This is a genomic window from Paraburkholderia sp. FT54 (assembly GCF_031585635.1).
GTDB lineage: Bacteria > Pseudomonadota > Gammaproteobacteria > Burkholderiales > Burkholderiaceae > Paraburkholderia.
On record NZ_CP134196.1, the window covers coordinates 1,083,696 to 1,096,864 of the forward strand.

The following is a 13,169-nucleotide window of genomic DNA, read 5'->3' on the forward strand; positions in this document are numbered from 1 at the left end:
ACGCGCGGGGCCGATTATTGACGTTATGTCAGCATCATAACGCACTGTGCGGCCAAAGCACGTACCGGTTTGGGTGATTTTGTACAAATCCCTTCCATCGAACCACTCCGGCTGCGGTCGACCGGCCCGGGTGTTCAGCGATTGAATTCCTGAATGGCCGAGCTATAAAGAAAACAGCGGAGCCAAAATCCGTGCTTCCAGCCTGCGGCGACTGATTCCGGCCAGCCGCGCAAACGCGTCCGACATCGGTTGCAGGTCTGGCAACTCATTATTCGTTTAGTTCGATGACTCGCCGCAGCAGTTGGCATTGGCATTGGCATTGGCATCGACTCGTCCGTCGGCCCATTGGGCACCTCGCTTTTTTCGCGGATCAATTCTTTGGAGGACGAAAACTGCTGCGCCGGATTCAAGGAGTCTGGACATGAAACTACGACTATTGATGGCGCTCGCCAGCGCCGTGCTGTTTCTGGTACCGAAAACAGTGGCCGCGCTGGACAGTCAGGGCCAGCAGGGCTCCGGCGTGTCGGGCCGCGCGCTGATGCAACAGAACGCGAACGAATCGGCGCAAGCGACGACCGACATGCCGTTCAGCGAATCGGGACAGGGCACGGCCGGCGCCCAGCCGGTGCGGAACGTGTCGTATGGCGGCGTCGCCGCGGGGCAATCGGAAGCGGGCGGCCGGCAGAGCCAGCCGTGCACGTCTTCCGGGCCTCAATGCAGAATCTATTTTGGTCAGTGACAGATCCATCTTTGGGAAGGCGGTGCGCAGCAGCAGGCGCCGCTTCCCGTCACGCCGCCGTCAGGCGAGCGCCATGTTTTTCAACGAGTGCTGCGGCTGATCGGCGCACTCGCCGAAACGACCCATCATCGTGTTGAAACCCTGTCCTTCCACGGCGGCGCGCTCGGTGAAACCGCGGAATTCATCCAGCAGTGCGCGCCACGACGCCTGCCAGCGCGTTTCCTTGATGCACGTCCCCGATGAATCCGCAATGCGCAGCACGCCGTTGTCCGGATAGAAAGTGACCGTGAGCGGCATGCCGTCGATCACGCAAGTGGCGGTGCAGGGGCGGGTGGTAACCATGGGCGATGTCCTCGTTCTTGATGAGCAGGTGAGAGTGCGTTAAACGCTGACGTGGGCTTCAGCAAGCGTCGTGCCCAAGCGACGCTCACGCTGCGGCATGCGCTGTCGCGTCATTCGTACGCAGAGGCAGGCGCGGCATCCGCACCAATAACCCCACGCGCCGCTGCAATTTTCCGGAGGCGTCAGCGAGGGATTTAATACGATGTTATGGTGTAGTCCATTCGGGTTTTCACCCGCTGATTTTGCAGACCGCAATCGCGTCACCTCCGGCAAGCAGGCCCATATGGCCTGCTTTTTCAATCGTGCCGGGCGGTCTGCGAATGGATCAGTGCGGTGTGGCCGCTCCAATCCCATCCGTTGTTAAGAGACTCGCAAACAATACTATGTTGATCGAAGACAATCTGCCCGCGAGCGCTGCCTCGCTGGACGATGGCGCCTCGTCGTCCCTGCGTTCATGGTTGGCTGTGGTGGCTGTCGCCATCGGCGCTTTCGCTTTTGTGACGACCGAGTTTTTGCCGGTCGGACTGTTGCCGCGCGTCGCCGCGGATCTGGGCGTGTCGTCGGGCATGGCCGGCCTGATGGTCACCGTCCCCGGCGTCATTGCGGCCATTTCAGCGCCAGGTCTGATGCTGGTGGCGGGGCGCATGGATCGCCGGCGCGTCTTTCTTTTACTCACGACATTGCTGCTGGCGTCGAATCTGATTTCCGCTTTTGCGCCGAACTTTCTCTGCATGCTGCTCGGGCGCGCGTTGCTCGGCGCCGCCCTGGGCGGTTTCTGGACGCTGGCCACGGCGGCCTCCGGGCGGCTCGTCAAGCCGAAGGATTCGGCGCGGGCCATGGCGACGATCCTCACCGGCGTGACCTGCGCCACGGTGATCGGCGTGCCACTCGGCACGTTCATCGCGAGCTTCGCCTCATGGCGCGTGTCGTTCATGGCGACCGGCGTGCTGGTCGCTGTCGCGCTGGTTGCACAGTTCCTCCTGGTGCCGGCTTTGCCGTCGACCGCCGCGCTGCGTCTGCGCGATCTGGCGGCGCTGCTGCGTCGGCCGCATCCGCGGCGGAGCCTGCTGATGGTGGCGCTCGCCTTCGGCGCGCATTTCTCCTCGTACACGTACATCACGCCGTTCCTGCTGCACAACGCAGATCTGGACATGTCGACCATCACGTGGCTGCTGCTTGGATTCGGCATGATCGGGTTCATCTCGAACTTCGCCGTTTCGTCGACAGTGACGCGCAATCTGAAAATGTCGCTCGGCGCGGTGATTTCGCTGTTGATGTTCGCGCTGGTGTTGCTGCCGTTGCTGCAGCATTCAACGATTGGCGTCGCGGCGCTGGTGCTCGCGTGGGGCATCGCCTTCGGCGCGTTGCCGCTGTGCCTCAGCATCTGGATTCAGCGCGCCACGCCGGACTCGCCCGAAGCCGGCTCGGCATTGTTCGTGAGCATCATTCAGGTGGCGATTGCGCTGGGGTCGCTGGTAGGCGGACTGGTGGTCGACCATGTTGGTATTTCGGCCGATTTTCTGCTCGGCAGCGGCCTCGGGTTGCTCGGGCTCGCCGCGCTGGCGAGCTTTGGCCGCGGCGAAAAGGCTGTCGTCGCCGAGGCGGTGGCTTCCCCGGTGTGCACGGATTAGTTGTCGGGTATCGGTCTAGCCGTTCAGCCCGTGCGCACGGCAATTCAACTGGAACGCAAAAGCGTGATGAATAGACAACGCGCTCAAGGCACCAAGCGGCACTGGCGATGGGCGCTGTTGGCAATGATTACGCTCGGCTCCGCTTCTGCGTTCGCTGCCGGCTTCGACTGCGGCCGGGCACGGTCGCCGGACGAGAAGGCGGTGTGCGCATCCCGGCAACTGAGCGAGATGGACGTCGAGATGTCGGTGCGCTACCAGATGCTGACCGGGCTGGTTGCCATGGGCGCGCGCGGCGACATGCAGGACGAGCAGCAGGCGTGGCTGAAGTCGAGAAAAGCGTGCGGCGCCAGACAGCCGTGTCTGCTCGATGCATACCGGCGACGCATCGGGACGCTCAAGGACGAATACGCCCGGCTCGCGAGCCGTGGGCCGTTTTGAGCTGGCGGCGCTGCTGCGTGAAGCAAGGCGTTTAGTACAGACGCGGTACAGAAGCTTGACTCCAGGATCGGAATGGCACGATCGACGGCGAACAGGGCGTGTCCATCCCAACCAAATGGCTGCTTTGGTCGCGACACTTCCCGCCCGCCGTCGCCGCCTCGGGCTCGCAACCGAACGTATCCCGCACCCCGCAGTCTCAACGGGTTACGATGAAAATCTTCCGCTGCCCTCCCATCCGATTCAGGTCCCGATGCGCTCAAATTTCACCAAATGGCTTTTTATCGTCTACCTGCTCGGTAGCGGGACGCTATATTCAATCATCATCCTGCTTCTGTTTCCTTTTGTCGGGCGGGCTGGACGTTACTGGCTTGCAAAGCAGTGGTGTCGGGCGCTGGTTTTTGTCATGCGTTGGCTACCCGGCGTTTCATGTTCGATAGACGGGCTCGACAACCTTCCCGACGGTCCGGCGATCATCTTGTGCCGTCATGAATCGACCTGGGAAACGCTCGCATTTCTCGCGCTTTTTCCGCGCCGCATCAGCTTTGTATTCAAGGAAGATCTTCTGCGCATCCCGTTCTTCGGCTGGGTGCTGCGTGGCCTCGATATGGTCAGCCTGAACCGCGGCTCCGCGCGGCAGGCTCACCAGGCCGTGACGAAGGAAAGCGCGGAGAGGCTGGCAAAGGGCGATGTCGTCGTCATTTTCCCGGAGGGAACCCGGGTGGCGCACGATGCGCCGTTGCGAATGACGTCCGGCGGCGTTCGGCTGGCGTGCGCGACCGGCGTGCCGGCTGTTCCCGTCGTGTTGAACGCGGGCAAGGTCTGGCCGACGAAAGGCTGGCCTGACGGCCGCGGGCATATTCGCGTGGTGGTCGGGCCGGCACTGTCTCCGCGGGACATGACACAGCAGGAATTGAGTCACGCTGTTCACGAGTGGATGAAGAACGAACTGCTGCGGCTTTGACGATTTGAAGGCCAGATGTGACTGAACCGATCATCGGGACAACCCGCGCCTGGCGTACCGGTCGATTGAATTGGAACCCAATTGAGCATAAGGTGATTGCTCCCCAAGTCCAATCGGAGTCCGGTATGCGATGTCTTGCAATGACTGCGGCCGCATTGATGGCCGCTGGTTTCACCCTGTCCGCGAGTGCCCAGGTTGTCGTCACCATCGGTCATTCGGCGCCGCTCACGGGCCCGCAGGCACCGAACGGCAAGGACAACGAGAACGGGGCGCGGTTGGCCATCGACGAGTTGAACAAGGCGGGCGTCACCGTCGCGGGTCAGAAGGTCACCTTCAAGCTCGACTCGCAAGACGATCAGGCTGACCCGAAGATTGGCGTGCAGGTTGCCCAGAAACTGGTCGACAGCGGCGTGGTGGCTGTCGTCGGGCCATATAACTCGGGCGTGGCGATTCCCGCCTCGCGCGTCTACAACGCCGGAAATGTGCCGATGCTGCCGGTTGCATCGAACCCGGCGCTAACCAAGCAGGGCTTCAAGAACATCTTCCGTATCGGCGCGAGCGATGAGCAACTGGGCGGCACGATGGGGCAGTTCGCCGCGAAGACGTTGAAGGCCAAAACCGCCGCCGTGATCGACGACCGCACGGCGTACGGTCAGGGCGTCGCCGAACAGTTCGTGAAGGTCGCCAAGGCGAACGGCATTCAGATTGTGGACCAGGAGTTCACCAACTCGTCGGCGACCGACTTCCTCGGCATTCTGACGACCATCAAGGCCAAAAATCCCGACGTGATTTTCTTCGGCGGGTACGCGGCGCAAGGCGCGCCGATGGCCAAACAGATGCGCCAGCGCGGACTGCGGGCGAAGCTGCTCGGTGGCGACGGCATCTGCTCGGCCGACATGGGCAAGGTCGCGGGCGACGCCGCATCGATCGTCTACTGCGCGCAGGGTGGCATCGCGCTGGAGAAGACAGCGGGCGGCCGCGAGTTTCTGCAAAAGTACAAGGCGGCCTACAACATCGATACGCAGGTCTACGCCGTGAGCTATTACGACGGTGTGAAGCTGCTGGCCGACGCGATGGTGAAGGCCGCAACGACAACGGACAAGGCCAAGCTGACCGCCCAACTCGCGAAGGAAAACTATAAGGGCGTCGCGGGCACCTATTCGTTCGACGAGTTCGGCGACCTGAAGGGCGCGCCGACCACCGTGTACGTCATCAAGAACGGCTTGCCGGCCCCTTACGGAGAGTAACGGCAAGCCACCCATTCACTTCATGAAGCAAACATGAAAATTTCACGCACTATCCAGACTGTTGAAGTTCACACCGGCGGCGAGGCATTCCGCATTGTCACCAGCGGCTTGCCGCGTCTGCCTGGCGACACGATCGTCAAGCGGCGCGCATGGCTGAAGGAAAACGCCGACGAGATCCGCCGGGCGTTGATGTTCGAACCGCGTGGGCACGCGGATATGTACGGCGGGTATCTGACGGAGCCGGTCAGCCCCAATGCCGACTTCGGCATCATCTTCCTTCACAACGAAGGCTACAGCGACCATTGCGGCCATGGCGTCATCGCGCTGTCGACGGCAGCGGTCGAACTGGGTTGGGTTCAGCGTGAAATACCCGAAACGCGCGTCGGCATCGACGCGCCGTGCGGGTTCATCGAAGCATTCGTGAAGTGGGATGGCGAGCATGCCGGCAACGTTCGCTTCGTCAACGTGCCGTCGTTTATCTGGAAGCAGGACGTGACCGTCGAGACGCCGTCGTTCGGTTCGGTGACGGGCGATATCGCGTTCGGCGGCGCGTTCTACTTTTACACCGACGGCGAGCCGCATGGTCTCGCGGTGCGGGAGTCGTCGGTGGAAGAACTTATCCGCTTTGGTGCTGAAGTCAAGCAGGCTGCGAACAAGGCGTTTCCTGTCGAGCATCCCGACATTCCCGAGATCAACCACATCTACGGCACCATCATTGCGAACGCACCGCGGCATGCGGGCTCGACGCAAGCCAACTGCTGTGTGTTTGCCGATCGCGAGGTGGACCGTTCACCGACCGGCTCCGGAACCGGAGGCCGGGTCGCGCAGCTTTATTTGCGTGGGAAACTGGGCAAGGACGACACGCTGGCGAACGAGTCGATTATCGGCACCGTGTTCAAAGGGCGCGTCCTGAGTGAAACGACGGTGGGCGATTTCAAGGCCGTCATTCCGGAAGTCGAAGGCAATGCGTTTGTCTGCGGCTTCGCGACCTGGATCGTCGACGAGCGTGACCCGCTCACCTACGGATTCCTGGTTCGATAGATCAGACGAGCGACGAAGCCTAGAACCGCTCAACCCATGGCCGCAGTTCGACCTCCCACGTCCACGCGCTGCGGTGCTGACGATGAATGTGAAGGTATTCCCTCGCAATGGCGTCGGGGTCCAGCCATTTGTCGTCCGCGTCGCCGTCTTCCGGACCTCTCGCGCTGCTGGCAATGCCGCCGTCGATCACGAAATGCGCAACGTGAATATTCTTTGGCGCAAGTTCTCGCGCCATGCTTTGGGCCATGCCTCGCAGCGCGAATTTGCCCATGGCGAAGGGTGTCGACCCGGGCAGTCCTTTCACGCTGGCAGTCGCGCCGGTCAGGAGAATGGTGCCATGGCCGCGAGCCAACATGCGCACAGCCGCGGCCTGGGCGACGAGAAAGCCGCCGAAGGCGGTTACTTTAAAAGCGTCTTCGAGTTTTTGTGGCTCGATCGCTTCGAGCGCCGCGCGATAGCGGCCGCTCGCGTTGTAGACAACCAGATCGGGGGCGCCGAATGTACTTTCCACGCGCTCAAAGAGTGCCGTGACCTCGTCCGGCCGGCTGGCGTCGCAACTCACGGGCAGGGCGCCCGTTTCGCCGATCAGGTCTGCCAGCTTGCTGGTGTCGCGCGCCGCGAGCGCGACCTGCATACCCTCCGTCGCGAACAGGCGTGCGAGGGAGGCGCTCAAGCCCTTGCCCGCGCCCACAATCAATGCAGTCTCAGTGCGACTCATGGTTCCTCCGGAATCAACAGGGGAAGTGCCGCGGCGCGTCGATGCCGCGTCATGCCTCGCTGATTGTAGGCGTTTGCCGCGAACTGGACTGAGGTAACCGGATGATGGCGTCGCGTGGTCATCGCGTGCTCAATGAGCAGCTTCGATTACGCTCCAGATCCGTTCATTGGAGTCGCCCGTGAATTGTCTGGCGATAACGGCCCGGCATTTGTCGCAGCGATAGTGCTCGAGGACGAGCGTGCCGTTGCACTCCGCGACACCGATCAGCGTGAGGTTTTCCTGCCGTTGCACATCGACGGGCCGGCCGTCGATGTCGGAGCATCCGTCGCAGACTTCCATGGCGCCTCCTGACGTTCGCATCCATCGCTCATCGCTCAAAAGAAGCCCGCGCGGAGCCGGCGAAGACTGAGCGGGCCGAACCAGTATCCGGCGCGGTGGAGCGCTTGTGCAAGTGCAAAAAAAATAAATCGAAAGAGGGTTGGATTGGGTCGTCGGGCCGCCCCATCGATTCACTTTTGTTATCGACCCCTCCAATAGTCGAATTGTTGGCGCATCGCACCGCTCGTATATTGGCTGAAGCGTCAGCACAAAAAAGCACTGACCGTACACCAGCTGACATACAACAACACGAGGCATGCCGCTCAGGCCTGTCACAGGAGCACAGCGATGAATCGAATCGATCTGGAGGGGCGCGTCGTCGCCATTACCGGCGGCGCGCGTGGCATCGGCTACGCGGTGGCGCAACGGGCGCTGAACTCGGGCGCCTCGGTCGCGCTATGGGACGTGGACGCCGAACGCCTCGCGCGCAGCCAGCGCGAGCTCAGCGAACTGGGCAAAGTCACGGCAGTCACCGTCGAACTCACGCAAGAGGCCGTCGTCGCCCAGGCCGTGGCGCAAACCGTCGCCGATCACGGCGCGATCGACGTGCTGATCAACTGCGCCGGCATTACCGGCGGCAACGGCACCACGTGGGAACTGGAGCCCGACGTCTGGCGCCGCGTGATCGACGTGAACCTGATCGGCCCGTATCTCACTTGCCGCGCAGTCGTGCCGCAGATGCTCAAGCAGGGCTATGGCCGGATCGTCAATATCGCGTCGGTGGCCGGCAAGGAAGGCAACCCGAATGCTTCGCACTACAGCGCCTCGAAGGCGGGGCTCATCGGCCTGACCAAATCGCTCGGTAAAGAACTCGCGACGAAGAACATTCTCGTCAATGCCGTCACGCCAGCCGCGGCCAAAACCGAAATTTTCGATTCGATGTCGCAGCAGCACATCGACTACATGCTCTCGAAGATTCCCATGAATCGTTTCCTGTTGCCCGAGGAAGCGGCATCGCTGATTCTGTGGCTCTCGTCCGAAGACTGCGCGTTCAGTACGGGCTCGGTATTCGACCTGTCCGGCGGTCGCGCAACGTACTGAGCCGCCGCGGAATCACACTGGCGTTAGCTCAGTGGCGGTACACCAGACAAAAAGACGTAGAGCCGCCGTCCGCGCGTGCTCTGCGAAGGAGATGGTATGGATCCGCATGCGCCCGTTTCACTGGAGGCGATCAACAGCAAGGTGATGCGCCGGCTACTGCCGTTTCTGCTGCTGATGTACGTGCTGGCGTTTCTCGATCGCGCCAATATCGGTTTCGCGCAGAAGGCCTTGCAGCACGACACGGGTTTGTCGAATGCAGCGTTTGCCTTCGGTGCGGGCGTGTTTTTCATCGGCTATGCATTGTTCGAAGTCCCTAGCAATCTGCTGTTGCATCGGGTCGGTGCGCGTGCCTGGATGTGCCGGATCATGGTGACGTGGGGGCTCGTGTCGGCGGCGATGTGCCTTGCGCATACGCCCACTGCTTTCTACACGCTGCGGTTTTTGCTCGGCGTCGCCGAGGCGGGGTTCTTTCCCGGCGTGATCTATTACCTCACGCATTGGTTTCCGCAATCGTCCCGAGCGCGGGCGGTCGGCGTGTTTTATTTCGGTGCGCCGCTGGCGTTTATTTTCGGCAGCCCATTGTCGGGGTCGCTGCTCGAATTGCACGGCGTGCTGGGCCTGACAGGCTGGCAATGGCTCTTTCTGGTGGAAGGCGTGCTGGCATCGGCGGTGGGCGTGTGGGCTTTCTGGTATCTCGACAACCGTCCCGAAGACGCGAGTTGGCTCGAACCGCAAGAGCGCGCCAGCTTGCGCGCGGCTCTCGACGACGACGCACTGCTTGCGTCCGCCCACGGCCCGCATCGCATTCTCGCGGCGCTGGTGGATCGCCGTGTGTTGCTGCTGTCCGCGATCTATCTGCTGATCCAGATGAGCGTATACGGCGTGATCTTCTATCTGCCGCAACAGGTGGCGGCTTTCCTCGGCACGACGGTCGGTTTGCGCGTGGGTTTGGTCGCCGCGCTGCCGTGGCTGTGCGCGCTGGCCGTGACCTGGTACGTGCCGCGCCGCGCGGATCGCACGGGCGAGCATCGGCGTTGGGCGGTGGCGTTGCTGATCGTCGCGGGACTCGGCATTGGCGTGTCGGGACTCGTGCATAGCCCGCTGCTCGGCTTGCTCGCGCTGTGTTGTGCGGCGAGCGGTTTCATCGCGGCGCAGCCGCTCTTCTGGACCTTCCCCACGCGTTATCTCACAGGCGCCGCCGCGGCCGGCGGCATCGCATTGATCAATTCGCTCGGCGGACTCGGTGGCTTCATTGCGCCGAGCTTGCGCACCGCGGCGGAACGCGCGTTTTCGTCGACCTCGGCGGGACTGGTCGTGCTGGGCGTGTCGAGTCTGCTCGCCGCGCTCATGATCGGCACGCTATTGCGCCGCGATCCCGCCCAGCCGGGCGCGACTTTCGAAACCTTACTGCCTCGCGCCCGCTAGGCGCTCGCTCGACGCACTCATAACGGAGCCCCATTCATGGCCATGCCTACCATCCGGCACGTGCGTGCCTTCATCGTCCGCGGCGGCGGTGCGGATTATCACGACCAGCCCGGCGGACACTGGATCGACGATCACATTTCCACGCCGATGGCGCGTTATCCGGAGTATCGCCAGAGCCGCCAGTCGTTCGGGATCAACGTGCTCGGCACGCTGGTGGTGGAGATCGAAGCGAACGACGGCACCGTCGGTTTCGCGGTCACGACGGGCGGCGAGATCGGTGCGTTCATCGTCGAGAAACATCTCGCGCGTTTTCTCGAAGGCCAACTCGTGACAGACATCGAGAAGATGTGGGATCAGATGTACTTCTCGACCTTGTACTACGGCCGCAAAGGCGTGGTGCTGAATACGATCTCGGGCGTCGATCTCGCGTTGTGGGATCTGCTCGCGAAGGTCCGCAAGGAGCCGGTGTACCAGCTATTGGGCGGTCCCGTGCGCGACGAGCTCGTGTTCTATGCAACCGGTGCGCGGCCTGATCTGGCGAAGGAGATGGGGTTCATTGGCGGCAAGCTGCCGTTGCAGCATGGTCCGGCCGAAGGCGAAGCGGGCCTCAAGCAGAATCTGGAGAAGCTCGCCGACATGCGCAGCCGCGTCGGCGACGACTTCTGGCTGATGTACGACTGCTGGATGAGCCTCGACGTGCCGTATGCGACGCGGCTTGCGCAAGCGGCGCACGAATACGGCCTGAAATGGCTCGAAGAATGCCTGCCGCCCGACGACTACTGGGGTTACGCCGAACTGCGCCGCAACGTGCCACGCGGCATGATGGTGTCCACTGGGGAACACGAAGCGACGCGCTGGGGCTTTCGCATGCTGCTGGAGATGCAATGCTGCGATCTGATTCAGCCGGATGTCGGCTGGTGCGGCGGCATCACCGAATTGATCAAGATCTCCGCGCTCGCCGATGCGCACAATGTGATGGTGGTGCCGCACGGTTCATCGGTGTATAGCTATCACTTTGTAGTCACGCGGCACAACTCGCCGTTCGCCGAGTTTCTGATGATGGCGCCCAAGGCCGACGAGGTCGTGCCGATGTTCACGCCGCTGCTGCTCGACGAGCCGGTGCCGGTGAATGGACGCATGAAGGTGCCGGACGCGCCGGGTTTCGGCGTGAGGCTGAATCCGGAATGCGCATTGGTGCGGCCTTATCCGCGCTGATAGCGTGCTGTGACGTCGAGGCGCTCGCGGCGCGTAACCCGGCGCAAAGTCGAACCATAAAAGGAGAATGACGTGCTGCTCAAGGACAAGGTCGTGATCGTCACCGGCGGCTCGCGCGGCATCGGCCGCGCCATAGCGGTTGCTTGCGCAACCGAAGGCGCGGACGTGGCGATCAACTACTGGGGCGATAACGACGCATCGTATGGACGCCGTTCCGCCGTCGCGGAAGTGGTCGGCGAAATCGAGGCGCTGGGGCGGCGCGTGATTGCGATCGAGGGCAACGTCGCCGCGCGCGAAACCGGTCAGGAACTGGTGCGCCATACGGTCGAAGCCTTCGGCAAAGTCGACGTGCTCGCCAGCAACGCCGGCATCTGTCCATTCCACGCGTTTCTCGACATGCCGCCGGAAGTGCTGGAGTCGACGGTGGCCGTCAATCTGAATGGTGCGTTCTACGTCACGCAAGCCGCCGCGCAACAAATGAAGGAGCAGGGCACGGGCGGCGCGATCGTGGCGACGAGTTCGATCAGTGCGCTGGTGGGCGGCGGCATGCAAACGCATTACACGCCGACCAAGGCGGGCGTGCATTCGCTCATGCAATCCTGCGCGGTGGCTTTGGGACCGTACGGCATTCGCTGCAATTCGGTGATGCCGGGCACCATCGCAACCGATCTGAATGCGGAAGACCTCGCCGACGAAGCCAAGAAAGCCTACTTCGAAAAGCGCATTCCGCTCGGCAGACTGGGCCGCCCGGAAGATGTCGCCGATTGCGTGACGTTCCTCGCTTCCGACCGCGCGCGCTATGTGACGGGCGCGGCGTTGCTGGTGGACGGCGGTCTCTTCGTCAACCTGCAGTAACGCGGCGATGCCGATCTCAGTTCACCGGAGCCGAAGACACGATCACGGAGTCGGGAGCGGCCGCGGCGGTGTCGTCGCGCGCGAGCTTGCGCGAGAACCCGCGCAACAGATCGATGAAGCGCAGCGCCGGTTCGGCGAGCGGTTCTTCCTTGCGCGTGAGAATGCCGAAGCCGGCAAGGCTCTTGCCGATTTCGAGCGGCAGTGCGACGAGCAGCTTGCCGCGCAAATGATCCCGCACCACCGACTCGGGCAGCATCGCCACCGCATCGTAATTCTCGAGCAATTGCAGCGTAGCGAAGATCGACGCGCATTCGGTCAGGTTCACTGGCGTCGCGAGTCCCGCACGCGCGAGTTCCTCTTCGAACAGTACGCGCGCCGGACTGGTGACGGGTTGCGCCACCCACGGCCAGTCGATCAGTTCAGGCAAGGTAAGGCGCGCGCGCTGCGCGAGCGGATGCACCGACCGCACCACCAGCAACAGGGTCTCGCGCGCGAGCGGCTCGAAACTGAAATCGTTGTGTTGCACCGGACTGGTCAATCGCCCGAGCGCCAGATCGACTTCGCGGCGATGCAGCAATTGCACGACCTGGTCGCTGGTTTCGCCGAGAATGCGCACGTTCAGGAGCGGGCTTTCGGTTTTCAGCGCGGCGACCGCCATGGCCAGCAGATCGGGCGCGGCGCCCATGATCGCGCCGACGGTCAGCTGCCCGTGACCGCCGCGGCGTTTGACTTCGAGGTCTTCGGCGAAACGGGTCAGCTCGGCCAGCGCGCGCCGCGCGTAAGCCAGCGTGACCACACCGAGCGGGGTGGGCGTCATGCCGCGCGCGTTGCGCTCGAACAGCAGAAAGCCGAACGCTTCTTCGATATCGCCGAGCATGCGGCTCGCGCTCGGCTGGGCCACGTTGACGGCCTCGGCGGCCTGATGGAGATTGCGCGCGTCGTCGAGCGCGACGAGCAGTGCGAGGTGTTTGAACTTGAGCCGGTTGACGAGTGCGACAGTTGCAGAGGGTTGGCTCATGGGGCGGGTGCGATTCGGTTTGTGGATCGCCCAATCCCAACTTCGGATTGAGATGCTATCGACGCAGGAATTATAGTCGTTCCAGACGCTCCCACGCTTCGCTGGGAAAGCGCCCGGATA

Annotated in this window: 14 protein-coding genes; 10 read left to right on the forward strand and 4 right to left on the reverse strand. The window is 62.7% G+C overall.

Annotation, left to right across the window (positions count from 1 at the left end; genetic code table 11):
* Positions 1-421 precede the first annotated feature (421 nt).
* Positions 422-739, forward strand: coding sequence for a hypothetical protein (locus tag RI103_RS24395; protein ID WP_310818187.1), 318 nt, complete (start codon positions 422-424; stop codon positions 737-739).
* Positions 740-799: 60 nt separating this feature from the next.
* Here the strand turns inward: RI103_RS24395 and RI103_RS24400 are convergent, their stop codons facing one another.
* Entirely contained in the window at positions 800-1,081 is a 282-nt protein-coding gene (locus RI103_RS24400) for a hypothetical protein (protein WP_310818188.1), read from the reverse strand.
* 383 nt (positions 1,082-1,464) lie between these two features.
* On the opposite strand from RI103_RS24400, the gene RI103_RS24405 reads away from it, so the two are divergent.
* From RI103_RS24405 to lhpH, 5 genes are all read left to right on the forward strand, one after another.
* Positions 1,465-2,712 (forward strand): MFS transporter, encoded by a 1,248-nt coding sequence (locus RI103_RS24405; protein WP_310818189.1) that lies wholly within the window; start codon positions 1,465-1,467, stop codon positions 2,710-2,712.
* A gap of 66 nt (positions 2,713-2,778) precedes the next feature.
* Positions 2,779-3,150 carry a lysozyme inhibitor LprI family protein gene (locus RI103_RS24410; RefSeq protein ID WP_310818557.1) on the forward strand — a complete coding sequence of 124 codons (372 nt, stop codon included), beginning with the start codon at positions 2,779-2,781 and terminating at the stop codon, positions 3,148-3,150.
* 250 nt (positions 3,151-3,400) lie between these two features.
* Complete coding sequence (locus RI103_RS24415) at positions 3,401-4,111, forward strand: lysophospholipid acyltransferase family protein (protein WP_310818558.1); 711 nt, start codon at positions 3,401-3,403, stop codon at positions 4,109-4,111.
* A gap of 125 nt (positions 4,112-4,236) precedes the next feature.
* Entirely contained in the window at positions 4,237-5,358 is a 1,122-nt protein-coding gene (locus RI103_RS24420; RefSeq protein ID WP_310818190.1) for a branched-chain amino acid ABC transporter substrate-binding protein, read from the forward strand.
* 33 nt (positions 5,359-5,391) lie between these two features.
* Positions 5,392-6,399: a trans-3-hydroxy-L-proline dehydratase gene (lhpH, locus tag RI103_RS24425; RefSeq protein ID WP_310818191.1), complete on the forward strand. Its 1,008-nt coding sequence runs from the start codon at positions 5,392-5,394 to the stop codon at positions 6,397-6,399.
* A gap of 19 nt (positions 6,400-6,418) precedes the next feature.
* On the opposite strand, the gene RI103_RS24430 is transcribed toward lhpH, so the two are convergent.
* Together RI103_RS24430 and RI103_RS24435 are read right to left on the reverse strand one after the other, a co-directional pair.
* Positions 6,419-7,117: an SDR family NAD(P)-dependent oxidoreductase gene (locus RI103_RS24430; RefSeq protein WP_310818192.1), complete on the reverse strand. Its 699-nt coding sequence runs from the start codon at positions 7,115-7,117 to the stop codon at positions 6,419-6,421.
* A gap of 129 nt (positions 7,118-7,246) precedes the next feature.
* A complete protein-coding gene (locus RI103_RS24435) occupies positions 7,247-7,456 on the reverse strand; it encodes a hypothetical protein (RefSeq protein ID WP_310818193.1) in 210 nt (69 codons plus the stop codon).
* Positions 7,457-7,783: 327 nt separating this feature from the next.
* Here RI103_RS24435 and RI103_RS24440 point away from each other — a divergent pair, with 327 nt between their 5' ends.
* The 4 genes from RI103_RS24440 to RI103_RS24455 all read left to right on the forward strand — a co-directional run bounded on the left by RI103_RS24440 (position 7,784) and on the right by RI103_RS24455 (position 12,031).
* On the forward strand, positions 7,784-8,536 hold the full coding sequence (locus RI103_RS24440; protein ID WP_310818194.1) for an SDR family NAD(P)-dependent oxidoreductase: 753 nt from the start codon (positions 7,784-7,786) through the stop codon (positions 8,534-8,536).
* Positions 8,537-8,632: 96 nt separating this feature from the next.
* On the forward strand, positions 8,633-9,961 hold the full coding sequence (locus RI103_RS24445) for an MFS transporter (RefSeq protein WP_310818196.1): 1,329 nt from the start codon (positions 8,633-8,635) through the stop codon (positions 9,959-9,961).
* Positions 9,962-9,997: 36 nt separating this feature from the next.
* Complete coding sequence (rhmD, locus tag RI103_RS24450; RefSeq protein WP_310818197.1) at positions 9,998-11,176, forward strand: L-rhamnonate dehydratase; 1,179 nt, start codon at positions 9,998-10,000, stop codon at positions 11,174-11,176.
* Positions 11,177-11,248: 72 nt separating this feature from the next.
* On the forward strand, positions 11,249-12,031 hold the full coding sequence (locus RI103_RS24455; protein WP_310818198.1) for an SDR family NAD(P)-dependent oxidoreductase: 783 nt from the start codon (positions 11,249-11,251) through the stop codon (positions 12,029-12,031).
* Between the two features lie 16 nt (positions 12,032-12,047).
* On the opposite strand, the gene RI103_RS24460 is transcribed toward RI103_RS24455, so the two are convergent.
* Positions 12,048-13,049 (reverse strand): LysR family transcriptional regulator, encoded by a 1,002-nt coding sequence (locus tag RI103_RS24460; protein WP_310818199.1) that lies wholly within the window; start codon positions 13,047-13,049, stop codon positions 12,048-12,050.
* Positions 13,050-13,169 lie beyond the last annotated feature (120 nt).